Genomic DNA, 24617 nt, shown 5'->3' on the forward strand with positions numbered 1-24617 from the left:
CTGCTCGATCGGTAGATTGGATCTACCAAGTCAAAACTGGCCCTGCGAAGGAGGACGAGGAGATGAGTAGGGAACGAATTCGCGCGCAGGATTGGATTCTGGTGTGTGACGGATCGAAGGCACTGCTCTTGCGCAACGACGGGGATGCGCAAGACTTCAACCTTGTCGAAGTTCGAACGACAATCAACGAAGGCGCGGCAACACACGACCTGGGGGACGATCGACCGGGGCGGGTCTACGGCTCCGTCAGCGGCATCAGGAGCGCCGTCGAGGCTCCTGACCTGCACGACCGCGCGGAACAGGCTTTCCTCGCCGGCGTGGCCGCAGAGGTGGATAGCGACATTGCCAGCGGCGCGGTCAAGCGGCTTCTCCTGATCGCTCCACCACGCGCGATGGGTTTTCTGCGCTCACATCTCAAGCCTGCGTCGACGAGCGCGATTGTTGCAGAGATCGCGAAAGACTTCACGAAGATGCCGGTCCCCGAGATCGAGTCCCGATTGCGGGCCTTCAACCAATAAGATCTCCGCCATCGGCCGCGCTGCCAACAGGAGGTGCCACCATGTTTGCGAGGGACATCATGACCAGTCCGGTCGAAACGATCAGAGAAGATCAGAACGTCCGGCGTGCGATCGACATCGTCAACGCAAGCAGGATCGGGGCAGTGCCGGTCGTCGATGACAAGGGCCAACTCGTTGGCATCGTGACGGAGGGCGACCTCCTGCGCCGCATCTCCTCGGCGGGCGGCAGACGTCCGGTTCCGAACACGCGGGATCGCAATGATGCGCTGGCGGACTACATCAAGGCACGGAGCTGGCGCATCAAGGACGTCATGACAACGCCGGTTGTCAGCGCGCTACCGACTGCGACGATCACGCAAATTGCCGATCTGCTTCTTGCGCATGTCATCAAGCACGTCCCGGTCGTGGACGCAGGCCGTCTGGTCGGCATGATTAGCCGCCGTGACCTCATGCACGCAATAATGAACGAGCCTTCGAGCCTGGTTGCTCTCGGCGACGATGCGATCCGGACGGCCGTGAAGGCCAGGCTGGAAGCGGAATTGGCAATTGGACCCGCTAGCGTGCAGGTCTCGGTGCAGGACGGACTGGCAAGCCTTCACGGTGACGTTGAAACGCCGCTTGAGCGCGAGGCAGCCAGGGTCGCGGCTGAAAGCGTGCCCGGTGTGAGAGGTGTGCATAGCGATATCCAGGTCGCTCTCCATCTGGCGAGCCGCATGAAGCCGCCGGCCTGATGGCGGGATCAGTCGAGGAGCTGCCGGAGGCGGATCGCAAGATCCTGCGCGGTATAGGGCTTCTTCAACCAGCTCGCCTTCGGCATCGGGCGACGGGCTATGCTCGGCTCGGCATAACCCGACGTAAACAGCACCTTCAGATCGGGTCGGAGCAAGGCGGCCTTGCGCGCAAGTTCGTCCCCCGTCATCCCCCCCGGCATCACGATATCCGTGAACAGCAAATCTATCGGCTCGTTCCTCGACAGGAATTCAAGCGCATGTGCGCCGGTCGACGCTTCGATAACGGAGTAGCCCGCCTTGGTAAGCCTCGCGACAACAATCCGCCGCACGCGCTCGTCGTCTTCCACGACCAGGATTTTCTCGCGCCCCCTCAGCTGCGCATCCGGCCTTGCCGCATCCCGGGGATCGCGCATCGGCGCAGCGCCGACTGCGGGCAGATAGATGCGGATCGTCGTTCCCTTGTCGATCTCGCTATAGAGCTGGATGTGTCCGCCTAGCTGCTTGACGAAACCATAGACCATGCTGAGACCAAGGCCGGTGCCTGACCCCACTCCCTTGGTCGTGAAGAACGGTTCGAAGGCCCGTGCCTTCACCTCCTCGGACATCCCGGTTCCCGTATCCGTCACGGCCACCAGGATATAATCGCCCGGCCTCACCTGGGGGTACATGTTCGCATAGTCCCGATCCAGTTGAGCCCGCGAGATCTCCAGCGTCAGGCTTCCGCCGGTCGGCATCGCGTCCCGGGCGTTGAGCGCCAGGTTGAGCAAGGCGTTTTGAAGCTGCGAGCTGTCCACCAATGCCGTATGACCACTCCCCCGAATGCGGGTTCGAAGCTCGATGGCTTCACCCAACGTCCGCCGTAGAAGTTCGGAGAAGCTGGACAAGAGAGACCCGACATCGACGCTTTTCGGATCGAGGGGCTGACGCCGACCGAAGGAAAGAAGCTGGCTGGTAAGCTTGGCGCCGTCGTCCGCCGCATCCTGCGCCTCTCGCAGCAGTTCCTTCTGCGCTTCATCGTGCAGGCTGCTTTCGAGCATCTCGAGATTGCCGCTGATCACGGTCAGAAGGTTGTTGAAGTCATGGGCGATCCCACCGGTGAGCTGTCCGACGGCTTCCATCTTCTGTGATTGCCGAAGCTCCTCCTCGATACGCTGGCGGCTTGTCAGGTCGCGAATGAATCCGGTGAATATCCGTGTGTCGTTCGTCACCGTTTCGCCGACCGACAGTTCCATCGGAAAGATGGATCCGTCCTTCTTGCGTCCTTTGACCACACGCCCGAGCCCTATAATCCTGGCCTTTCCGGTGCGCAGGTAGTCGGCAATGTATCTGTCGTGCTCTTCGCGGTAGGGGGACGGCATCAGCATGCGCACGTTTCGGCCGATCACCTCGCGGGAGGAGTAGCCGAACAGCTGTTCGGCGGCGCTGCTGAAGGAGGCAATCGATCCTGTTTCATCGATGACGACCATCGAATCCGGCACGGTTGCAAGGATGGATCTCAGGTGCGCCTCGCGCCCGGCAAGGTCCTCCTGAACCTTGCGCGTTTCCGAGACATCGGTATTCGTCTGGATGACGACGGGCGCCGGCGAAGTCGCGTCGAAGACCACCCAGCGCGTGGCAATCGTCATCGGATGGCCGTCCTTGTGATGATGAACGACGTCGCCTTCCCAGGTCAGGCCGGCGTAGACATCCCTGCGGATATCCTCGATTGAGCGCGGCAGCTTCGTGCGGAGCAGCGTGTGGACCACCTGCCCCACGGCCTCCATCCGCTTCCAGCCATAAAGACGTTCGCAGCCGGAGGTCCAGTGACTGATGACGCCATCCACGCCGTGAATGATGACGCTGATATCGTCGAAGACGCGTGCGATTACATCGAGATCCTGTGCCGGCGCAAACGGAGCTGTGACATCAGCTGGCATTGAAGCCTACTTTCTAGTGATGATAGTGCCTTGGCGCATCGTCAACGGTGTCATCGCCGTCAGCTTCGTCTTCTCCGGCCCGTTGCACAAGCGCCGACTTTTTCAGCACGAGTATTTCATGCCTGCGTCCAGCCGACAGGATGCCCTGCCCGGCCAACTTCGTAATCGTGCGAGAGACTGTCTCGATCGTCAGTCCGAGATAGTCCGCAATGTCCAGCCGCGTCATGGGAAGGTTGATCACGTTCGGCTCGTAGCCCTGCGCCATGCTTTTCTGCAGACGGGCTAGGAGAAAGCTGCACAGGCGCTCTTCCGCGCTGCGGCACGACAAGAGCACCATCTGGTCCTGAGCTGCTGCAACCTCGTCGCAAAGTTGGGTCAGAAGCATGGGGCGCAAGTCGGGCCTCGCGAGCAGCTGCTTTTCGAATTCCACTTTTGTCTGCCGCTGGAATGAGACGTTGTCCAAGGCCTCGGCACTATACAGGTAGCGGTTCTTGAACGAGACACCGACGACATCACCCTTCGCCAGAAATCCCGTGATGACGCGGCGGCCGTCGTGAAGCTGGCGGCAGATGCGCACGTTGCCCTCGCGGATCACGAAAAGGTGGAGCGCGCGATCGCCTTCGAAAAAGACGATCTGTCCTGGCGCCGCACGCTCGATAGGGTTGCGTACGAAAAGCATCGCGAGCCCGCAGGGTTCGTCCACCGTTGCAGCTTCTTCAAAGAGGGGGCGGATGTTGAGATTGCTCGCCAGCATGATGTTGCTTCCTCCAATCATGATGACTGCAGTAGAGAGCCGCAACGTCACATCGTGATGCCGCTTCTGTGTCTCTTGGTGCAAATGTGTGACGTTGTGTGACAAGGCTGCCCCACCCTGCGAAGAACAAATCTTCTCAACTCAGGAGAACCCAACGCTCCACGTTTTGACATGGGTCAAGGCCATCGGGTCCGGATGAGAAAACAATGAGGAGAACGTAAGCGGAGAACGACCGATGAACCATCCCGCGCTGACATCAACCGACCTCAAGAAACTGTCTGTCGCGGTGCAGAACTGGTATAGGCATTATCATCTGCCGCTGGACGAGACGATTTCGTCCCATGTCTGCGCGGCAGCCATCGCAATCTACCAGGATGGTGCAATCAGCATCGATGACATCTCGCGACTGCTTATCGCCCGAGTTCCGCCCGGGCAGGTATCCGCAAAGATGCCCCAAACCCTCCAGTAGTCTGGCGCTTCGGCACGCCAAGCAGCGTCCGGCAGTGATGCCGCTCGCCATCTGGCTCTCAACTAACGAACCGGAATCTCTAGTCGGTCTGGATCGCAATGCGGCCGGAGATATCGTTCATATAGATGCCGTAAAAGAGGTGCGGCGATGCGTGCGCCGGCGCAACCTCGTCCGGCTTCAGCGACCCGATCTCCCACCAGTTCATGTGTTTCTGGAGTAACGTCCACGCGTGAAGCCGCTCCTCGTGCCAGGCATCGTTATCCGGGAACTCCTGAAAAGTGCCGTCCAGCACCACGCTTTGCCAGCCTCCCTTGGTCTTCCATTCTTCGACCTGGAGGCACACCTTCGGGTTCTGTCGCATCCAATCAACCTTATGCCCCGGCATCGAGAAGCTGTACGCCACTCTCGACTGGAACGCGAAGTAGATAGGCACGATGTAAGGCTGCCCGTCGTTGCTACAGCCCAAATGGCCGAAATGAGCGGCTGTCAGCATTTGAAGGCATTCCGCATGCGTCATGTTCTTGAGGGCCATCGACATTTCAATCGCTCCGTTCAATCAAAGACGATCGTCGACCGATCTTTGGAGATGAGAATCTGATCGGGTGAAATCGCCATCCGCGCGGTAGAAGAGAACGCTCAATATCGTCGCGATCATCAGGATGAGGACAAAAAGCAACGCGTGATCGAGCAAGAACCATCGCAGCCATCTATAGCCATCTTGGGCGTGCATGTTGGCGACTCCGCGCGTTCAGCAGGGCTGGTTTCAGCCCCACCAATGTAAGGTACGAATGGGCTCAGCCGGTGACGGCGAGGTTGTTGGTGACGCTGATAACGCCGGGCGTCGACCAGGCCGCCCGCTCCGCGGCGGTGCGCTCACGCCAGCCGGCAACGCCGCCTTTCAGCGTGACATTACCGCCGGTGACAGCGACCTCTATATGGTCTGCCTCCACCTCCGCGTTGCGCTTCAACGCACCCACGATGCGGCTTTTCACGTCGGGGATCGACGCCGCGGGCTTGATCGACAGGACATTCGTGACGCCGATGACACCGCCGAGCTTCATCACCGCCTTTTCCGCCGCAATTCGTTGGAAGTGCCACGGAACCTCGCCCGATAACGTCACCCAGCCCTTCTGAACTCTGACGTCAATCGCACCGTTTGGTAAAAGCGCATCCCATTCAATGATATCGAGAGCGCGGGCGGCGATCTCGTCGTCGGCATGCTGCTTGCGTCCCGCGTACCGCACCTCAAGTGTCTCGGCGAGCGCGCGTACGCCCTTGACCCGCTTAACTGCCATCTCGGCGGCAATCTTCTCCGCATAGCTGCCGACATGGCCCGAAAGAGTGACAACGCCCTCCTCCACAGCGACGCCGATATTGGCTGCATCGACGCTCGGCTCAAAGCCAAGTTCGTCGATGATGTCCTGCCGTATTGCGAGATCGTTCATGACACTTCTCCGTTGAACAGCTTCCACGAGATTTCCGCTGAGAATCCTCCCGTTTTGCCGAGGTCACATTGCGTTTGATCAAACCAGACGAAATTGTCCGCCGAGGTTCCGGCAGTAGCTCCAGCGCGAATTTCAGGCGGCTTGCGAATCGAGAGCGAGGCCATTGCTCCGCCGCTACAATCACAGCATCTCGACACTATGGGGACCGCAATACCGAGTGCGAAGACCGTTCCTGCGCACCCGGCGAAGAAAATCGTTCACCTCGAACAATGACATCGAGCGTAGCCGACCGCTTTCGTCGGCAACACGGTCGGAATAGTTGGCTGAAATCCAATGAAGCCCGCGTTGAGTGCTGACGGACACCTCCCAATGTTTCTCGCTGCTCTTTTCAACAATGAAGTCGGGGAGCGAACTGTGCTGTTCCAGAGTCTGTGGCGGCTCAGGCTGCATCTGATGGCGCTGGGGGTGTCGGACAAACATCTCTGTGCTCCTCGGTCGTTGAGACCGCGGGAGTATGGCGAACCGACTGATCTTCTTCTTTGACCGGGATCAAGGTTCCGAATTATCGGACATGCTTTGATCATTGGGCTCGGTTTCGAGCGCAACTGTAGTGGGATCCGGCCTCCGGATCTCCCGGTACACAGGAGACGATCATGCCAGATACATTCCCTGTCAAAACAGAACCCAAACCACCAGCTCCGGCTCAAGGCGGTTTCTGGTCGCCCTTTGAATCACTGCGGACGGAGATCGACCGCCTGTTCGACGACTTCGGTCCGTCTTCATGGCGCCCGCTGACCCGCTCATTCTCAGGGCGGGCTGCAAACGAATGGGTCGTGTCGCCGGCTGTCGATGTGGTCGAGAAGGACGATGCCTTCGAAATCACCGCGGAGGTCCCAGGACTTGACGAGAAGAACATCGAAGTCAAGCTGGCCAACGGCGTCCTGACGATCCGCGGAGAAAAGTCCGAAGAGAAGGAAGAAAAGGACAAGTCCTATCATGTTTCGGAGCGGCACTACGGCTCATTCCAGCGGTCCTTCCAGCTTCCGGAATATGTCGACGCCGACAAGGTGAAAGCAGCCTTCGCCAAGGGCGTTCTCAAGGTCACGCTTCCGAAAACCCCAAATGCAAAGCGGAATGATCGGAAGATCGAGATCACAGCCGGCTGAGGCCGCATAAGGGTGGAGCGCATCCGTGGCACCACCCTGCGCTACCTGCCTTTGGACGCGCCGTGCCTTTCCGCGCTGGCGGAGGTCACAGGAATGGATCAGGCCAATGATCAACGAGACATCACGCACGACAGATGCACTGCTTTCAGCTGCCGGATACTGCGCTGAGGAGCGATCAGGAGGAGACGAGACGATGGGCGTCACTGTGCTTTCGAAGGCCGATTGGCCGGCATACTTCTCGCGGCTTGGAAAGGCCGTCGAGGGAAGAACAATCAAGATCGAGGTCCTCGGAGACACGCTTGGCGACCAAATTCTGGTGCGCTCGGCTTCGCTTATAGGTGCCACATACGAACCGAAGGAGGATGCCCTCGAAATCTCCGTCAAGGGAATGACCCACGTCGTTGATCGGCCGCAAAAGGTCTCGGTGCAGGACGACAACGGCAAGATCCTCGCCATCGAGGTGGTCGACGTCGGAGACCGGCATCAACTCATGACATTCGCCTAGTCGATGCCGCACCTGATCGGCGCCCGATGCGCGGATGAAATGGAGGCTCGCGATCGATGAACGTGAGGGCGGGGACAGTGAGCTTCGAGGCGGGCAACGCCGCCACGCGTGATGCGGAAGACCTCGCGACCATAAGCGAGAGTTCGCAGGACAAGGCTTGCGAGCTGCTTCGTTCGAGCCAAACAGGCATATCATCGTCCGAGGCTCAGCTCCGGCGCGATCAATACGGGCCGAATATTGTCAGCCGGGAGCAGCGTATGCCGCTGCTTGCCGAGATCTGGTCTCGCGCCAGGAGCCCTCTGAATGCGCTGCTGTTGGTTCTCGCATTCGTGTCCTATACGCTCGGAGACGTCAGAGCCTCGATCGTCATATTCGCAATCGTGGTCCTTTCCGTCGGCATGGCCTTCATCCAGGAGCATCGTTCCAGCCAGGCAGCGGCGCAGTTGCGCGCGATGGTGAAGACCACTGCGACCGTGCATCGACCCGGGGATGTGCATTCCACGTTAGAAGAAATCGCAGTCGAAGACCTCGTGCCTGGAGATGTGGTGCAGCTTTCGGCGGGTGATCTCATGCCCGCCGATGTCCGCCTGCTCGAGGCCACGGATCTCTACGTCAACCAGTCCGCGCTGACCGGCGAGGCAATGCCGGTCGAAAAGCAGGCGGCTCTTTGTCATGACAATATCGAGGGGGCTCTGGACCGGAGCAATCTCTGTTTTATGGGGTCGAACGTTGTAAGCGGCTTCGCCCGGGCCCTGGTGATCCGGACAGGAGCCAACACCTTCTTTGGCGCACTGGCCGAAAAGGTCGCGGCGCAGCAGGAAGAGACGGCATTCGATCGCGGCATCCGGCGGTTCACCTGGTTGATGGTCGGCGTGACCGTTGTCCTCGGTCCCCTCGTCTTTCTCATCAACGGCATCACCAAGGGAAATTGGCTGGAGGCCTTGCTTTTTGCGGTGGCGGTCGCTGTCGGATTGACGCCTGAAATGCTGCCGATGGCGGTGACGGTTAACCTCGCCAAAGGCGCCCTGGCGATGGCGAAGTCCGAGGTGATCGTAAAGCGGTTGAACGCAATCCAGAACCTCGGCGCAATGGATGTTCTGTGTACCGACAAGACCGGCACGCTGACGCAGGACAAGATCATCCTCAAGCAGCATGTCGACATTCATGGCGAGGACTCGCCGCGCGTGCTGCACTACGCATACCTCAACAGCTATTTCCAATCCGGACTGAAGAACCTTCTGGATGTCGCCGTCCTGGAGCATGGTGACGTCCATGAAGCGCTCGGCATTGACGAGCATTTCAAGAAGGTGGGCGAGATCCCGTTCGACTTCTCGCGCCGCCGGTTGTCGGTGATTGTCTCCGATAAACAAGACAAGCATGTCCTCATCTGCAAGGGGGCCGTTGAGGAGATATTCGACGTCTCTACACGATACGAAGACGCCGGCGTCATCGGCACCCTCGATGCCGGGCACCTGGAGACGGCAAAGCAAGAGACCGTACTGCTGAACAAGAGTGGGTTCCGGGTGGTCGCGGTAGCATACAGGGAGATGAATGAAACGAAGCCGAGCTACGGCGTCGAAGACGAAAGAGACCTTGTTCTTCTCGGCTACATCTCCTTCCTCGACCCGCCAAAAGAGAGCGCATCGAAGGCGATCGCCGCGCTCGAAGCCAGTGGCATACGTGTAAAGATCCTGACGGGCGATAACGAGGTCATCACCCGCAAGATCTGCGGTGACGTCGGCATCGATGCGCAGAATATTGTTCTCGGCCCACTGCTCAGCAAGATGACGGACGGCGAAGTCGCGGCCGCCACGACAAGGGCAACAGTGTTTGCCAAGCTCACACCCGACCAGAAGGCGCGTATAGTTCAGCTCCTGCGGGCGAGCGGACACGTGGTCGGGTTTCTGGGCGACGGCATCAACGACGGCCCGGCGCTGAAGAGCGCCGACGTTGGCATATCGGTCGATAGTGCCGTCGACATTGCCCGGGAGTCGGCCGACATCATCCTCCTGGAAAAAAACCTGCTCGTGCTTCGCGATGGCGTGATCGAGGGCCGCAAGGTGTTCGCCAACATCACCAAGTACATCAGGATGGGCGCAAGCTCGAATTTCGGAAACATGTTCAGCGTCGTGGGCGCGAGCATTTTTCTTCCATTCCTGCCTATGACCGCAATCCAAGTGCTCGCCAACAATCTGCTCTACGACCTCTCGCAGACAGCCATTCCGACAGACACGGTCGACGATGAATTTGTCGCTTCGCCAAGGCGGTGGGATATAGCCGGCGTCTTCAGGTTCATGGTGCTGCTCGGCCCCGTAAGCTCGATCTTCGACTACGTCACGTTCGCCATGATGCTGTTCGTCTTCAATGCCTGGGCAAGCCCGGCGTTATTCCAGACAGGATGGTTTGTGGAGTCGCTGCTGACGCAGACGCTGATCATCCACGTCATCAGGACGTCGCGCATACCCTTCATCGAGAGCGCCGCCAGCACGGCATTGATGACCGCCAGTCTCCTTGTTGCGGTCGTGGGTGTCATCCTGCCCACGACTGGCCTCGGCGCAGCGCTTGGGTTCGTTCCGCTGCCACTTCCGTACTGGCCACTGCTCGCAGTCATCCTGCTTCTCTATGCAGTATTCGCGCATCTTGGGAAACTTTGGTTTGTCCGGAGATGGGGCTTATAGGAGCGGCGCGGCCTGCGGGAACCCAATTGCGATGTATCGATGAAGAGAATGCTGCGATCTGGCTGACTGTGCTAGCAAAAGGATACTGTGATGGGGGCAGAGAGCAGGCAACGCGAGGCGCTGATGCAGCAGGAGACGGAGGCCGACGTGCGATCCGACAAGGCAGATGCGACGATGCCGCGAAAGCTCTCCGGCTTCATCTCAAGGATGGGGCGGCGCCACCAGGCGTTGCTGGTATTGCTGTCAGTTCTCCTGTTTGCCGTGGGCATCCTTCCGCTCGAGGTCCAGCGGCGGATCGTGAATGACGCGACGCAGGGAGCAAGTCTGAACGCAATCCTCGTTCTCGTCGCAGCCTACCTGGCGCTCGTCTTGAGCGAAGGCGGGATCAAGCTCGTTCTCAACGTATATCGTGGCTGGATTGGTGAAGTTGCCATCCGCTGGTTACGCATGGTGGTCATCGATGCCGGCGAGCGCCATGCCGAGGGGCTCACGACGGTGGCCGAGGGCATCGAGATGTCGATCGTGCTCGCAGAGGCCGAGCCGGTTGGCGGTTTCGTTGGCACCAGCATATCCGAACCGGTGCTGCAGGCTGGCGTGCTCCTCGCCGTCGGCAGCTACATGATCTATCTGCAGCCGCTGCTTGCGCTGGCGGTCATCGCGGTATTCGTTCCCCAAGCCATCCTCGTCCCGGTTCTTCAGGGGCTGATAAATCAGCGCGTGAAAACGAAGATCACCGTCATGCGGCACCTAAGTGAGGAAATGGTCGACCATTCCTCGCCAAAATCACCGAAGCATCAGGCCGCCCGCGTGCAACGCCTCTTCTCGACGAATATGAGCATCTACAAGCTGAAGTATTCGCTCAACTTCCTGATGAACCTGATGTTTCAGCTCGGATACGCCGGGATCTTCGCGCTCGGCGGCTACTACGTCATCACGGGCAAGATCGAGATCGGGACGGTTGTCGCTTTCATCGCCGGCCTCAACAAGGTGTCCGACCCCTGGGGCGCGCTCGTCGACTGGTATCGCGACCTGCGTGTCACTCAGGTGAAATACGAACTGATCCGCGACGCGAGCGCCCTCGATCAGCGCCCGTCGAGTGGTGGAGCGAACTAGACGGACGTGGTCGGGCAAACGACGGAGGAAGCCGGTGGCGAAGGAACATTGGGCCGAACCTGACGACCTCCTGCTGCAGCGTGAGCGATCGACCGGCCGCGCAATCATGGGCTGGCTGACCGGCACGCTGATATTCGCCGGCGTGATGGCACTTCTTCTGCACTTCGCGGATCTCGCCGAGTTTCTCGCTGTATTGAGAGCCGCCAATCCGCTTTGGATCCTTGCCGCCCTGTCATGCCAGATGGCGACCTACGCCTGCGCCGCGGCAGTTTGGCAGGTGGTAACCAGGCGGGCCGGTTATCCGCTCGATCTTCGGGACCTGCTCAAACTCGCGGTAATGGAGCTTTTCGCAAACCAGGCGATACCGACGGGCGGCCTGAGCGGAAGCCTGCTGGTTGCGCGCGGTCTGGTGCGGCGACAAATTCCATCCGCGATCGCAGTAACCGCCCTTCTGATTGCCGCCCTCTCCTATTACGCCGCCTACTTTCTGATGGCAGCGCTCGCCTTCGCCCTGCTTTGGTCAACAGGCGACCTCAGCGGCACCTGGGCGCTGCTCTCTATCATCTTCGCCGCGATCATCGTCGTCATGACAACCTGCCTGGTCGCCGTCACTGTCAGCAAGGGGCGCTGGATCCCCCGCAGGCTCCTGCAGCGGCCGGTAGTGGCACGCCTCGCGAAAGCGCTTGAACAGGTTCGGACCGACATGGTGAGTTCTCCCGGTATGCTCGGCATCACGATTTTCCTGCAGCTGGCAATTTTCGTCCTGGACGCGACAACGCTTTGGCTTGCCATCTACGCCCTTGGCACCAGTATTGCAGTTTCACCTGCGTTTCTCGCCTTTGTCCTCGCGTCGGTCGTGGCAACGGTCTCCCCCATTCCGCTCGGTCTTGGCTCCTTCGAAGGCGGCTGCGTAGCAGTCCTTCACCTGTTTGGAGTCAGCATCGAGGTCGCCCTCGCCGCCACCCTGATCTTCCGAGGATTGTCGTTCTGGATCCCGATGCTTCCCGGCATGTGGTTGACCCACCGGGAGGCACAGGCGGATCTTTGACCTGGGTCAATGCGTGGGTCGCCCGAAGGCAGGATCGTACCCGTCGCTCTTCCCGCCATGGCGACGGGAGGGCTAGCTTCTAAATGAAGCGATGATCAGGAGAAAAAGACATGCTCGTCGAAAACGCAATGACGCCATCCCCGATGACCGTCAATGCTTCCGCCACGGTCCTTGAGGCCGCCGACATCATGCTCGCCAACCGGATCAGCGGGCTGCCGGTGGTGGACGACAAGGGCGTCCTTGTCGGCATGATCACCGAAGGCGACTTCCTGCGTCGACATGAGCTCGCCACGGACCGCAAGCGCTCCTGGCTGCAAGGCTGGCTCGCCAGCCCCGGCAAGATCGCTGACGAATATGTCCGCTCTCACGGCCGCCGCGTAGCAGAGGTGATGAACGAGCACGTTGTCGTCGTTGCTCCGACTGCATCGCTGTCCGATGCTGTCCAGTTGATGGAACGAAACGACGTGAAGCGACTGCCGGTCATTTCGGACGGGAAGCTGGTCGGGATCATCGCGCGGTCGGATCTGCTTCGCGCGCTGACAAGGATGCAGAGACCGTCGGCTCCATCGACAGTCGATGCTCAGATACAACTCGCCGTCGAAGCCGAGCTCGCAAAGCAGATCTGGAGCAAGAATGGCTTCATCCGCTGCCGGGTCAGAAACGGGGTCGCGGAATTGGCCGGCACCATCTTCGACGAACGGGAAAGACTGGCTGCGAAGGTCGCGGCGGAGAATGTGCCGGGTGTAACGGCGATTTCCGACCATCTGACATGGATCGACCCCTACTATGGAGTGGCGCTACCACCGCCAGCCGGTGAGGAAGATCGCGTCTGACACAGTTTTAGTTCGGCATGCCGTTCACAGATTGACCTTCATCAAGGACGGCCTGCCCCTCACCTTTATGCTCTGCCCGAACGCTGACAGGTGGAACATGCCGGACCCCAAACTATCCTTCCATGGCGCAGCCGGATCTGTCACCGGCTCCTGCTTCATTCTGGAGGCTGCAGATCGCCGGATCATGATCGATTGTGGCATGTTCCAGGGCTCGAAGAGCGAAAAAGAGCTTAACTACCGCCCCTTCCCCTTCGATCCGACGGAGATCGATGCAGTCCTTCTCACACACGCTCACATTGATCACTCGGGTCTCCTTCCGAAGCTGGCGAAGGAGGGTTTCAGCGGGCCGATCTACGCCACGCGGCCGACCATGGAACTGTGCGGGGTCATGCTGCAGGATTCCGGACATATCCAGGAGTCCGAAGTCAAGCAGCTCAACCGCCGCAGCCGCAGGCGCTCACGCGCTCCCGTGGAGCCCATTTACACCGCCGACGACGCCCGCATGGTGATGCCCCAGTTCATCAGCGTGCCGTACCTGCAATGGCGGGACATGGGCGACGGGATCAGGTTCCGCTTCTGGAACGCCGGCCACATGCTCGGATCCGCCTCCATAGAGATCGAGGTGGCGGGCGCAGACGATGCGCGACGCCTGCTATTTTCCGGCGACGTCGGCACCCGCTTCAAACTGCTGGAGGGATTGCCCCAGGCTCCTTCAGGCATCGACTATCTCATCTGCGAAAGCACCTATGGAGACCGTGAGCGCGAGGACCTGACGCAAGATGCACGCCGCGACCGCCTGAAGGCGATCGTTGCGAAGGCGCACAGCCCAAGCGGCGCGCTTCTGATCCCGTCCTTTGCCGTCGAGCGAACCCAGGAGGTCTTGACGGATCTCATCGCGTTGATGGACGACGGCAGCCTCCCGCGTTTGCCAATCATGATCGACTCACCACTGGCGTCGAGGGCCACCGAGGTGTTCAAGGCCCAGGCCGGAGAGCTTGCCAACGCGGCCGCCTTCATACGTGCTCTCAACGCGCCGAACGTCAGGTTCACCGAGTCCGCCGAGCAGTCGAAGGCGCTCGATCTGGTCCGTGGTTTCCACATCATCATTGCGGCGAGCGGCATGTGCGAAGCGGGGCGTATCCGTCACCGTCTGCGAAACTGGCTCTGGCGACCGGAATGCACCGTCCTTCTGGTGGGCTTCCAGGCATCGGGAACTCTTGGACGCATCCTGCAGGATGGTGCCCGCGTGGTGCGGATCCAGGGCGACGAGATTCAGGTGCAGGCGACGATCGTAGCCTTCGACGCCTATAGTGGTCACGCGGATGCCTCGGATCTGGAGGAATGGGTTTCGGCCCGGGCGCCGATCGGCAAGGGAGTATTTCTGGTCCATGGTGAGCCGGAAGCGCGTAGCGCGCTCACGAGCCGCCTGTCAAAATCCCTGAACGTCCCTGTGATCGAGCCCCGGCTCGATGACAGCTTCTCCCTGACTAGGGAGGGCGCGCGTCTGATCGAAGATGCAACTCATGTCCGGCTTGCACCCGAGCAACTCGGTCGCCCGGATTGGCATAACGACTTCCAGCGCTTCGTCCTCGACCTCTCCGACCGTCTGAGCCAAGCCGCCGATCAGAAAGGCCGGGCTGTGATCCTTCGCAAGGTCAGGCGCGCGCTCGACCCTGGCGAAGAAGACATCAAGGCAAGGGAGAACCACAATGCTATGCACTGACCGGGATTTCAAACCCGCCGGCGAACACTTCGCCGTTCCCACGCAGGGCGAAGTGGAAGGCAGGCTGCTGGTGTCAGAGCTGGTCGCCGTCGCCTGCCTGCAGGAGCTTCTGAAGAAGGAGCATGCGCCTGTCATCCAGAGAGTTCGGCGCCGGATCCTGCGAGATCTGAAGAATCGGTGCCGTGCGTTGAAGCTCTGCGCCGATGATGAGAAGTCGACGGCAGATTACGCCTTGCAGCTATTGGAGTCCGCCGTTGCGGAAGCCAGCTCCCGGTAGCTGGCGACCAAGTGAGGTTCAGCATGACCAGGGAAGTGGGAGTAGTCTTCAATGCCGGTTCTTCGAGTTTGAAGATTGGCGTGTTCGATGTCGGTTCCGGGGTGGCCAAGCGTGTCGGCCGAGGCACTTTGTGTTTCGGTCAGAGCCCGCGGTTCACATATCAGGTGGGTGAGGATGTCCAGGAAATCGAGCTGCCGATTACCGCAGACGGCATTGGCATCAAGGCAATCGCGAATGTTATCGATCGTCTGGTGCACGCTGGCTGCCACATGGCATTTGTCGGCCACCGCATCATACACGGCGGACTCCTTTTCAACGGGCCGACGCCGCTCAACGCGAGCACGATGTCCCAAATCGAAGCCTTGTCACGACTGGCGCCTCGGGAGCAGTCGCAGGCGCTGCAAGTAATCGACGCCATCTTCTCGCTCTATCCGCCAGTCGTGCAAACCGCATCCTTCGACACGGCCTTTCACGCCTCGCAATGCAGCTTGGCGGCCAGACTGGCAATCCCCACCTCGATGCACGAGGCGGGCGTGCGGAGATACGGCTTCCACGGTCTCTCCTACAAACATGTATCGGCCTGTCTGCATAGACTTGCGCCAGACATAGGTGGCGGCAGAGTTGTCTGCGCTCACCTTGGAAACAGCGCCAGCCTTTGCGGCATGGTCGATGGAGTGAGCATTGACACCAGCATGGGCTTTTCAGCTCTCGATGGCGTCCCGATGGCCACGCGGCCGGGAGCTATGGATCCCGGCGTCCTGCTTCATCTACTCAGATCCGAATTGTCGGATGCCGACAAGCTGGAGGATTTTCTCTATCATCGATGCGGGCTTTTCGGGGTCTCGGGGACAAGCGGCGATACCCAAGCCCTCCTGGAGGACTTCCGCCCCGCCGCCAGGGAAGCCATCGATCTGTTCTGCTTCAGAGTTGCGGGCGAAATCGGCCGTCTCGCCGTTTCGATTGGCGGCGTCGACGCGATCGTCTTTACCGGCGGTATTGGAGAGCACCAGCCTGAGATCCGCCGGGGGATCGAGCGGCACCTGTTATGGATGGGCCTTTCCCTGAACGAGGCGGCCAACAAAACCAGCGCAACCGTGTTGAATGCCAAGGACAGCACCATTGCTGCATTCGTCATTCCCACTGACGAAGAGCAAGTCATCGCCGACGAGGCACTCGCTACCATCAATCGACATGGATATCATTGAGGCTTCGCAACCAATATCTGAAGAAGCGCCGCCTCATCCTTGCCGGAGCGCACCGCTATATCACTAAGGGTTGCCTCGGATGCGGCAGCGGCAAATCCAGCACTGGTCAACTTCTGGACAAGGGCCTCGGGTGTCGTCCCCAGAAGCGGCGCGACCTGGGATGCGGGATTTTTCAGGATGGCGCTGGCAAAGGCGAAGTGAGGAGGGCCGCCAGCACGGCCACCCTCGGCTCCCGACGGCACCGCGTAATAGAGGGCGGCAGCCAGCGAGATCACCAACGCAATCGCCATCGGCGCCCGTCGGAAATAATTGGAAAACGCCTTCCAGTTCTTCCAGAGGTGAAAAGCGAAAGGAGCGATCAGAACCATACTGAGCCACTCGTGCATACCATGAAACCAGCCTTGGCCGACATGGAAGAAGAGCGCGATTCCAGAAATCAATGAAACAAGAAACAAGCCGGTGATGAATGGGGTTGCGTAACGCTTTATGAGGTTCGTCATTGTCCACCTGTTGGTAATGGCGGGATCATGACATGGCACTTCGCGTGGCCATAATTAAACATCGTCCATAGAGGGTGCAGCACCTGCCTTCGCCGCTCCCTAGAATGATAGACCGCCCATCGCAGTGCGTTTTTCCCTGTTGCTCGCCAAGGATTGAGGTTCAACGCCTGCAGGCATCGACATATGCGCCCCGCTGCTACCCTTGGGGTCCTCTTTGTCCGATAGCGAAACTGTGGGCAGCGTCAGAGGCGACCCGATCTTGAGTGGCTGCGCAATGTCATGTGCGATCTGGTCTGCCACCGCCTCCTCCGTCCCCAGCGATGTGTCCGGGCGCTGGTTCAGGTCGTAGCTGCCCGACCAAAGGACGGCTCCATCGCTCTGGCGCACGAGGCGAGCTGTGAGACGAAGCCGCTCCTCGTTCTTTCTTACACTGCTTTGCAGCAAGTAGCGCTCATCCCCGTTGGCGCCGGATGCTGCAGGCTGCAGCATCACTGTCAGCTTTCCGCCCGACACGAGTTTGACGACAAGCTCGTCCCTGAGGAAGCGAGAGATCTCCGCTGCCTGGCCGCTGCCGCCAGCATCATCGATAGGCTCCACGACGATCGTTGGCGCCGCCTGCACCTCAGCCGGCTTTTGTACCGGTGGCGTTGAGGCAAGTTGCAGGGCAATAACAGAGATTGTCGCGATCCCGATGATCGAAAATCCAACGAATGCCCCCTTGAGGTCGGCCGATTGCCTCGAAGGACCACTGAGCCACTCGGCGCGCCTCACTAAAATGGGCGGGGGGTTCGTCGCGACCGCCGCAATCTGCACTCCGAAATCCGGATTGGTCGCGAATGACGGAACGTAGCCACCTTTGGGAATCGTGATCAGGACAGGTTCAGGCTGTCGCGACAGCAGATAGAAGCGCTCCAGCTCTCTCCTGATCCGGCAAGCCTCGATGCGGACCGCGGGATCATTCTGCGCGTCGAAGTTTCGTCTCGCAAAGACCGTCTCGGCGATCGTGTAGGCCTTAAGGTAGTGCGACCGTCCCTCAAGCGTCTCCTCGACCACATACCGCAGGAAGTTCTGCGCACGCGTCGGGAGACGGAGATCCTCGCTTGCGAGGATCCTCTCTAGCTGATCTTCCACGTCCGATTTTGAGGGTGCCGCGGCAGCTTCTTCAACAGCTCCTGCATGTACCATTGCCTTCCCCCTTCGTACTCACGGGTAGCCCCGAGGGATTGTTGCGGGACGACCAGACGTTGATCGTCGTTGCCATGTGAAGCAGCCCTATCGAGCCTTGCGATAAGGCGATGCGCTTCCCTGCGTGTAAGAAAGATCGCCGTGGCATCGACTTCGACGGGCGAGCCGGTCGCGGCATCAACGACGTTGAAAAGGCCATGGCGAGTCGGGACGCAGATGTACTTGGTTTTGCTCATGAATCTCATGCGTAGCTCTTTCGATGCCTGCTCTCGGACTTATTTTATTGCGAGGCGCGCGACCCCGCAGACCGGGAATGCCAACTTGTGATAAAGGCTATCAGGCTGACGCTGTCCCACATTGAGTTAAATCAAAATGAGAACGCCACCGCTTGATCGGGGTCAATGCGTCGCAGAATTGATAAGGCATGCTTGATAGAAGGCAGTTTTACTTGGCGCTCAAGAGCGAGATACGCCGCGATGGGTTGGAATCATTGGTACGGATTTAGAAGCTACGTCCGATCCTCGCTGTGGATCGTTCCATTTATTGCCCTTTTACTGTACGTCGGCGCCATCAGACTGGTCTACGCCTTCGATGCGTGGCCGGTCTTCGTGGACGTCTGGCCATGGGGCGTCGCGGGCACGCAACGCATGCTCGAGACGATCGTCACGATGACCCTGACCTTCGTTGTCTTTACCTTTGGCTCCCTTCTGGTTGCCATTCAGGTTGCCGGCGGTCAGTTGACGCCCAGAATTATCGCGACCACCCTGCTGCAGGACAACGCCATCCGCTTTACCGTTGGCCTCTTCATCTTTACATTGCTCTTCGCCGCCGGCGCTCTTTCGAGACTTGATACCACCGTGCCTCACGGCGTCTCGGGAATGGCGGGACTACTTGGCTTCTTGTCCATCGCGGCCTTTCTCTACCTCATAGACTACGCTGCACGCTTGCTGCGTCCTGTCAGCATCATCTTGAGGGTCGGTGAAAAGGGACATGATGTCATCAAGGCTGTTTATCCTGATCTCGCTGATGGTTCCGATGACAGCTCCATCACGACAGTGGGCACGCCTGATAAAGTCATCTTCCACCAAGCCAACCCTGCCATCGTAGTTGCCGTCAACATGCGGGGCCTCGTCGGCCTCGCCGACGGAACGGATTCGATCATCGAACTTGTGCCGAGGGTCGGTGATTTCGTCGGCACTGGTGAAGTCCTCTTCCGTTTGTACGGCCAAGACCTGCCCGACGAACGCAAGCTCAAGGCGCTGGTCGCTCTCGGGCCAGAGCGCACCCTGGAACAGGACTCGACGTTTGCGTTCAGGATCATCGTCGATATCGGCATCAAAGCGCTGTCGAAGGCAATCAACGATCCGACGACAGCGGTGCTGGCGATCGATCAACTGCAACGCCTGTTGTGTTTCGTCGGCGGACGGCATCTCCTTGGCGACCAGCTCCGCGGGAAATCAGGAAAACTGCGGCTGATCTGCAGAACGCCGAACTGGGAGGACTTCGTGCAACTGACCTTCAGCGAGATACGGCTATACGGCGCCGAGAACTTCCAGATTGCGCGCCGCATGAGGGCAGTAATCGAGTATGCACTGGAGGTGCTGCCAGATAGTCGCCGCCCAACGCTGCTCGAGGAATTGGACCTCCTCGACCGGATGCTGGAAAAAATCTACGTCCTTCCAGAGGATTTGAAACTTGCACGGACGCCCGACTCGCAAGGATTGGGTGGCACCGGAAGACGGTTGAGTTCCGCTAGCCGCGATTGATTTCAAGACGAGGAGCCGGAGCCAGCCGGCTGAGCAGTCTTGCAACAGCAAATCCAACCAGAAGAGTGATGCAGGCGGCAAGAATGCACATTGTGCTGGACCGCGGGTCCGCATCTGGAACGGCGGACAAGGGCGCAAGCGCAGCGCCGACATTCCTGGTGGACACTCCAAGCGTAACGACGCTGCGCTTATCGTATCTCAGCCCGAACGAAAGCGCATAGGAACAAGCCGCCAGTGCGAAGTAGTAGATGAACTGCGCGGCGATCGCCCAGGTGCCAACCGCACTCAGCATGTCCTGCCAGTTCTGCAGCACGGCAACGGCCAGAAGTATGACAATGTTGACCGCGACCAGCTTTCTGATGATCGGATCACTTCTGTCGGCCCATCTTTTGGAGAGGCTTCGAACGGCGATGCCGATGGCGAACGGCGCCAGCACCAACAGCAGTAGAGGCCGCGCGATAACGCCCGCGCCTGCGTGCAGGTCCGGCGCTACGAAGGGCACCGCGATTGGCATCACGACGATTGTGCCAAGCGCTGCGATCACGATGAACGCTGCGGTATAGGCCGGATCGCCTTTCGCGACATCTGAAAGCAGGGGCAGAAACGGCGCGCACGGCGTCAGCCCAAGCAGCAACAGCCCGAGTGCGTAAGGCTCCGGCAATGCGAGTGCGCGCGCGATAAACAGGGCAAGCAGCGGCCCGACGACAAAGGCCGAGAGAACGCTGGATATGACGAACCGCCTGTCGTGCAGTGCCGCCCAGGCTTCCCTCACATCGAGCTTGAGGCCCACATCGACCAGACTGCCGAGCATGAATGAAACAAGCGCGACATGCAGGGTGTATTTCAGCAGATCCGACATCCTCGCCACCTCCCGGCTTTCCTGGGCAATCATACTGCGACGGCCGATACCCGTCGTTGATCTCCTTCAATGTACTCCTGCGAAATCACGGCTAGGGACGATAGGATTGATCAATGCGGCATCCCTGCTTTGATCCCCGTCAATGCGCGTTGCAATCGTGCTCCTATTCTCGCCGTCGCAGATGAATGTTCTGGGAGGCAGCGATGGGTAACGTCCAGCAGATCCATTCCAGCAAATCGCCCCAGCCGTCCGGATTGGCAAAGCGGCTGATTGGCGAAGTGCGACAGGCGCCGCTTCTGGCGCTTCTCGTCTTCGTGCCCGCTGTTCTTTTGATCGAACTAGCGTCGCCGGATGCTCATACGCTGCTGTTTGGCCTGTCGGTCTTGGCGATCGTGCCGCTTGCAGCACTGCTTAGTCGCGCGACCGAGGCCGTTTCCGTGCGAACCGGAGACGCGGTCGGAGGTCTGCTTAACGCGACGCTCGGCAATCTGACCGAGCTTGTGATCTCGCTCGCGGCCCTCCAGGCAGGACAATACCAGCTGGTGAAGGCATCCATTGCCGGTGCGATCGTGACAAACACCCTCTTCATGCTGGGAGGGGCCTTCCTGCTCGGCGGCCTCAAGCACCATGTGCAGGATTTCAATCGCATCAATGCCCGCTTCCAGTCCTGCTTGCTGTTCTTGGCGACCGTCGCGGTCCTGGTTCCGTCCCTGATCAAGAACGTCGATCAGGCCTCCGCAGTGTCGAGCAAGCTGAGCCTTGGATTGTCGGTGCTGCTCATCGCCGTCTACGGACTGGGCATGCTGTTCTCGCTCAAGACACATCGCGAACTGTTCGCTAGCGTCGGCGAGGCTGAAGAACACGCTTCCTGGTCATTGTCGGTTTCCGTCGCCATCCTGCTCGTCGTCACGCTGTTGGTCGCCCTGGTGAGCGAGGTCTTTGTGGGATCCGTTCAGGCTGCCGCGGAGCAGATGGGTATGACGCCGGCTTTCGTTGGTTTTATCATCGTCGCCTTGGTCGGCGGCGCGGCCGAGATGACGACGGCCTTCTCGGCCGCGCGCTCCAACCGTCTTGATCTGAGCGTCGGCATTGCGCTCGGGAGCGCGGCGCAGATCGCCCTGTTCGTCGCACCCGTTCTGGTCATCACGAGCTATTTCCTGGGCCCTGCGCCGATGTCGCTCCAGTTCTGGCCCGGCGCGGTGACCATGATGCTCATCGCCACGATGGCGGCCACGTTCCTGTCCAACGGCGGCCACGGCACCTGGTATATCGGCGTTCTCGCCCTGGCGGTCTACGCCATCTTCGGGCTCACGCTTTTCCTGCTGCCGCCGATGGTGCTGTGAACGAAGATCAAGAACGACACTGACATTCTTCACGCAAATCGAAATTGCTGAAGGAACCGCAATACGGAGGATCGCATGCGCTACAGCCCCATTCTCACCTTTCCGGATGCCGCGCAGCAGGCAACGGTCTGGATCCGAGAACTTTCCGAACTGCTCGGCTGCGAGCAGCGCGTCGCATATGAGGTGCTGCGCACGATCCTTCACGGGGTACGAGACAGGCTTTCGGTGGATGACAACGCCAAGGTTGGCAACGATTTGCCCATGATGCTTCGCGGTCTTTATTTCGAGGCCTGGGATCCGATGAAGAGCCAGGGACACGATGATCTTCACGATCTGCCTGCGTTGATCAACGCGGCTCTGCCCCGAAGCATCGTCTCAGACGCCGAGCTGTTTCCGAAAGTCCTGAAGCTGTTCGAAGCCCGCCTTCCTCGCAAGAGATCGAACAAGCTCGACATCGCGCTGAGGCTCTGCGCAACCACCGCCACGATCGGGAATCAGCTCACGTCTGTGACCCTGAACAAGCCCCCATCTGCCGCATGATAGGCTTCACCAATCGGACGATTGCAAAAGCCCGCCAGACAGTGTTCGAATAAGCTGTTCAAAAGAGGCTTTCTGACATGAGATGGATAATCGTCGGGCTGGTAATTCTGTTCTCGTCCATCGCGTCGGCAGCACCGCTGCCCGCCACTGCTCCTGATCAGAAAGTCGATCAGCTCTTGCAGCTGCTCGCAGACCCCGAGGTTCAATCCTGGCTGGAGAGCCACAAGGCGGGACAGGCCGCGTCTGTTTCCGACACGAGCAAGTTTGGCTTTGCAAAATGGGAAGCGTCGATCCGTGAGCGCGTCAACAATGTCCTGAGTGCTCTTCCGCGCGTGCCCGGGGAACTGAACGCAGCCGCAGCGAGAACGCGCGGCGAAGCCATTGCGAAGGGGTATGCGCCGGTCTTCGCGATCTTCGCGGGTCTTATCGCCATCGGGCTTGCGGCCGAAATGGTCTGGCGACGGCTCGTGGTGCGCAGCGACAGCACACTCGTGAGGCTTGGATCCATCGGCATATTCTCGCTCGTAACGGCCGCGATCTTCTTCGCCGTGGATTGGCCTCCACTCGCCCGCCTGACACTGCTTGCTTACATCATCGCGTTCATTGTCATCCGTCTGGCCCTTACCTTGATGCCATTGATGCTTATGTCGCCTCCACAGCGGCACCGTCTGTCCATACTCATCGGCATTGTGGTCGTTGGCATCGCAACATCTGCCATCACGGGACCGCAGGGCATCGATCCTGATGTTGCGAACGCGATCGCCGTGTGTTTCTCTGTGATCGTGCTGGCTTTGGCCGTCGAGGCCGTCTGGTCGACGATGGAGACGTCGGCGTCGTGGAAGGCTGCGGCGACGGCGTTCGGCGTAGCACTCTGGGTCGCGTGGTGCCTCGACATGAAAGCGCTGTTCTGGCTCGGCATCTACGCCATTGCCCTTCCGCGCGTCCTCAGAGGGACGGCACGCGTAACGACGGCGCTCTCGTCAGACACCGGCGGCTTGCGACACTTGCTGGTCACGCACGGAATCCGGGCCGCTGTCGTCGGAGTGGCGCTCGGTTGGCTGGCGCTCGTGTGGCATCTCAACCCCGAAGCACCCGGGCGGCAGGATCCCTGGATCGCGGCGCTTGTCTACGGAGGTCTGAAGAGCGTTATCGTCTTGCTTCTTGCCGATCTTGTCTGGCAGTTGGTGAGGCACTGGATCGACCGTTCGCTGCTAACGGCATCCGACACAGCGTCGCTTTCTCCTGCGGATGCCGCGCGCCGCGCTCGCATTCGCACGCTTCTCCCAATTTTCCGGAATGCAATCGCAGTCGTGGTCCTCGTTATCGCCGGCCTCATCGTGCTCTCGGAACTGGGGGTTCAGATCGGGCCGCTGCTTGCCGGGGCCGGGATTTTCGGCGTCGCGATCGGGTTCGGCTCGCAGACGCTGGTGAAGGACATCATCAGCGGCGTCTTCTACATGCTCGACGATGCTTTCCGGGTCGGCGAGTACATCCAGGCGAAGGACTACAAGGGAACCGTGGAAGGTTTTAGCCTGCGCTCCGTCCGGCTCCGGCATCATCGCGGCCCGGTCTTTACGGTGCCCTTCGGCGACCTCGGCGCAGTCGAGAATATGAGCCGCGATTGGGTGATCGACAAGTTCCGGATTTCGGTGGGTTACGACACCAATATCGAGAACGCCCGCAAACTGACAAAGAAGGTCGGCGCCGAACTGAAGGAAGACAGCGAGCTGGGACCGCTCTTCATCGAGCCCTTGAAAATGAAAGGCGTCGAGGAATTCGGAGACTACGGCATCATCCTGAGTTTCGGAATGACCACCGTTCCCGGAATGCAGACCTATATACGGCGCAAGGCCTATGCCAAGCTCCGCGAGGCCTTCCTGGCGAACGGAATAACCTTCGCCCAGCCTACGGTGCAGGTCGGCGGCGATGACAAATCTGGCGGAGCGGCTGCCGCTCAGGCGGCAGTCATGGCGCATGACGTAAAGGCTGCCGCTCCCTCGACTTAGGACCATCGCCGGTGACGCAGCCCCAATGACAGCTGTC

At 59.8% G+C, this 24617-nt stretch carries 24 protein-coding genes; 16 read left to right on the forward strand and 8 right to left on the reverse strand.

Annotated features, from left to right (window positions below):
• The first annotated feature begins 62 nt into the window (after positions 1–62).
• Both QTL94_RS17065 and QTL94_RS17070 read left to right on the forward strand, forming a co-directional pair.
• Positions 63–518 (forward strand): host attachment protein, encoded by a 456-nt coding sequence (locus tag QTL94_RS17065; protein ID WP_153271262.1) that lies wholly within the window; start codon positions 63–65, stop codon positions 516–518.
• Between the two features lie 41 nt (positions 519–559).
• Entirely contained in the window at positions 560–1249 is a 690-nt protein-coding gene (locus QTL94_RS17070) for a CBS domain-containing protein (protein WP_289802605.1), read from the forward strand.
• Between the two features lie 8 nt (positions 1250–1257).
• Here QTL94_RS17070 and QTL94_RS17075 read toward each other — a convergent pair whose 3' ends face one another.
• Together QTL94_RS17075 and QTL94_RS17080 are read right to left on the reverse strand one after the other, a co-directional pair.
• Complete coding sequence (locus QTL94_RS17075) at positions 1258–3165, reverse strand: hybrid sensor histidine kinase/response regulator (protein WP_289802606.1); 1908 nt, start codon at positions 3163–3165, stop codon at positions 1258–1260.
• A gap of 13 nt (positions 3166–3178) precedes the next feature.
• Positions 3179–3919: a Crp/Fnr family transcriptional regulator gene (locus QTL94_RS17080; RefSeq protein ID WP_289802607.1), complete on the reverse strand. Its 741-nt coding sequence runs from the start codon at positions 3917–3919 to the stop codon at positions 3179–3181.
• Positions 3920–4154: 235 nt separating this feature from the next.
• Here QTL94_RS17080 and QTL94_RS17085 point away from each other — a divergent pair, with 235 nt between their 5' ends.
• A complete protein-coding gene (locus tag QTL94_RS17085) occupies positions 4155–4388 on the forward strand; it encodes a hypothetical protein (RefSeq protein ID WP_065690775.1) in 234 nt (77 codons plus the stop codon).
• A gap of 79 nt (positions 4389–4467) precedes the next feature.
• Here QTL94_RS17085 and QTL94_RS17090 read toward each other — a convergent pair whose 3' ends face one another.
• Entirely contained in the window at positions 4468–4926 is a 459-nt protein-coding gene (locus QTL94_RS17090; protein ID WP_289802608.1) for a pyridoxamine 5'-phosphate oxidase family protein, read from the reverse strand.
• 256 nt (positions 4927–5182) lie between these two features.
• Entirely contained in the window at positions 5183–5833 is a 651-nt protein-coding gene (locus tag QTL94_RS17095; protein ID WP_289802609.1) for a BON domain-containing protein, read from the reverse strand.
• A gap of 653 nt (positions 5834–6486) precedes the next feature.
• On the opposite strand from QTL94_RS17095, the gene QTL94_RS17100 reads away from it, so the two are divergent.
• The 9 genes from QTL94_RS17100 to QTL94_RS17140 all read left to right on the forward strand — a co-directional run bounded on the left by QTL94_RS17100 (position 6487) and on the right by QTL94_RS17140 (position 16381).
• Positions 6487–6999, forward strand: a complete 513-nt coding sequence (locus QTL94_RS17100) for an Hsp20/alpha crystallin family protein (RefSeq protein WP_289802610.1) — start codon at positions 6487–6489, stop codon at positions 6997–6999.
• 106 nt (positions 7000–7105) lie between these two features.
• Positions 7106–7504: a DUF5335 family protein gene (locus QTL94_RS17105; RefSeq protein ID WP_289802611.1), complete on the forward strand. Its 399-nt coding sequence runs from the start codon at positions 7106–7108 to the stop codon at positions 7502–7504.
• 56 nt (positions 7505–7560) lie between these two features.
• Complete coding sequence (gene mgtA / locus QTL94_RS17110) at positions 7561–10182, forward strand: magnesium-translocating P-type ATPase (protein ID WP_289802612.1); 2622 nt, start codon at positions 7561–7563, stop codon at positions 10180–10182.
• Positions 10183–10356: 174 nt separating this feature from the next.
• The gene (locus QTL94_RS17115) at positions 10357–11295 is read left to right on the forward strand and encodes an ABC transporter ATP-binding protein (RefSeq protein ID WP_289802688.1); all 939 of its coding nucleotides are present in this window, start codon (positions 10357–10359) and stop codon (positions 11293–11295) included.
• Positions 11296–11329: 34 nt separating this feature from the next.
• Positions 11330–12343 (forward strand): lysylphosphatidylglycerol synthase transmembrane domain-containing protein, encoded by a 1014-nt coding sequence (locus QTL94_RS17120; RefSeq protein ID WP_289802613.1) that lies wholly within the window; start codon positions 11330–11332, stop codon positions 12341–12343.
• A 110-nt stretch (positions 12344–12453) separates the two neighbouring features.
• A complete protein-coding gene (locus tag QTL94_RS17125) occupies positions 12454–13176 on the forward strand; it encodes a CBS domain-containing protein (protein ID WP_289802614.1) in 723 nt (240 codons plus the stop codon).
• A 97-nt stretch (positions 13177–13273) separates the two neighbouring features.
• Positions 13274–14899: an MBL fold metallo-hydrolase gene (locus tag QTL94_RS17130; protein ID WP_289802615.1), complete on the forward strand. Its 1626-nt coding sequence runs from the start codon at positions 13274–13276 to the stop codon at positions 14897–14899.
• Entirely contained in the window at positions 14886–15176 is a 291-nt protein-coding gene (locus QTL94_RS17135) for a hypothetical protein (RefSeq protein ID WP_289802616.1), read from the forward strand. The genes QTL94_RS17130 and QTL94_RS17135 overlap by 14 nt, the downstream gene beginning before the upstream one ends.
• 23 nt (positions 15177–15199) lie before the next feature.
• Positions 15200–16381, forward strand: a complete 1182-nt coding sequence (locus QTL94_RS17140) for an acetate and sugar kinases/Hsc70/actin family protein (protein ID WP_289802617.1) — start codon at positions 15200–15202, stop codon at positions 16379–16381.
• Here QTL94_RS17140 and QTL94_RS17145 read toward each other — a convergent pair.
• The 3 genes from QTL94_RS17145 to QTL94_RS17155 form a co-directional block, all read right to left on the reverse strand.
• On the reverse strand, positions 16375–16881 hold the full coding sequence (locus QTL94_RS17145; RefSeq protein WP_289802618.1) for a DUF4405 domain-containing protein: 507 nt from the start codon (positions 16879–16881) through the stop codon (positions 16375–16377). The genes QTL94_RS17140 and QTL94_RS17145 overlap by 7 nt on opposite strands.
• 99 nt (positions 16882–16980) lie before the next feature.
• Positions 16981–18012 carry a hypothetical protein gene (locus QTL94_RS17150; protein WP_289802619.1) on the reverse strand — a complete coding sequence of 344 codons (1032 nt, stop codon included), beginning with the start codon at positions 18010–18012 and terminating at the stop codon, positions 16981–16983.
• Positions 17997–18302, reverse strand: coding sequence for a hypothetical protein (locus QTL94_RS17155; protein WP_289802620.1), 306 nt, complete (start codon positions 18300–18302; stop codon positions 17997–17999). The genes QTL94_RS17150 and QTL94_RS17155 overlap by 16 nt, the downstream gene beginning before the upstream one ends.
• Positions 18303–18467: 165 nt before the next feature.
• Here QTL94_RS17155 and QTL94_RS17160 point away from each other — a divergent pair, with 165 nt between their 5' ends.
• Complete coding sequence (locus QTL94_RS17160; RefSeq protein WP_289802621.1) at positions 18468–19832, forward strand: DUF2254 domain-containing protein; 1365 nt, start codon at positions 18468–18470, stop codon at positions 19830–19832.
• Here the strand turns inward: QTL94_RS17160 and QTL94_RS17165 are convergent.
• Entirely contained in the window at positions 19819–20691 is an 873-nt protein-coding gene (locus tag QTL94_RS17165) for a bile acid:sodium symporter family protein (RefSeq protein ID WP_289802622.1), read from the reverse strand. The genes QTL94_RS17160 and QTL94_RS17165 overlap by 14 nt on opposite strands.
• A 203-nt stretch (positions 20692–20894) precedes the next feature.
• Here QTL94_RS17165 and cax point away from each other — a divergent pair, with 203 nt between their 5' ends.
• The 3 genes from cax (at position 20895) to QTL94_RS17180 (ending at position 24580) form a co-directional block, all read left to right on the forward strand.
• A complete protein-coding gene (gene cax / locus QTL94_RS17170; protein WP_289802623.1) occupies positions 20895–22034 on the forward strand; it encodes a calcium/proton exchanger in 1140 nt (379 codons plus the stop codon).
• Between the two features lie 75 nt (positions 22035–22109).
• Positions 22110–22574 carry a DUF2267 domain-containing protein gene (locus QTL94_RS17175; RefSeq protein ID WP_289802624.1) on the forward strand — a complete coding sequence of 155 codons (465 nt, stop codon included), beginning with the start codon at positions 22110–22112 and terminating at the stop codon, positions 22572–22574.
• A gap of 77 nt (positions 22575–22651) precedes the next feature.
• Positions 22652–24580, forward strand: coding sequence for a mechanosensitive ion channel family protein (locus QTL94_RS17180; RefSeq protein WP_289802625.1), 1929 nt, complete (start codon positions 22652–22654; stop codon positions 24578–24580).
• The last annotated feature ends 37 nt before the right edge of the window (positions 24581–24617 follow it).

The sequence above is a fragment of the Rhizobium sp. S96 genome (genome assembly GCF_030382195.1).
Lineage (GTDB): Bacteria > Pseudomonadota > Alphaproteobacteria > Rhizobiales > Rhizobiaceae > Rhizobium.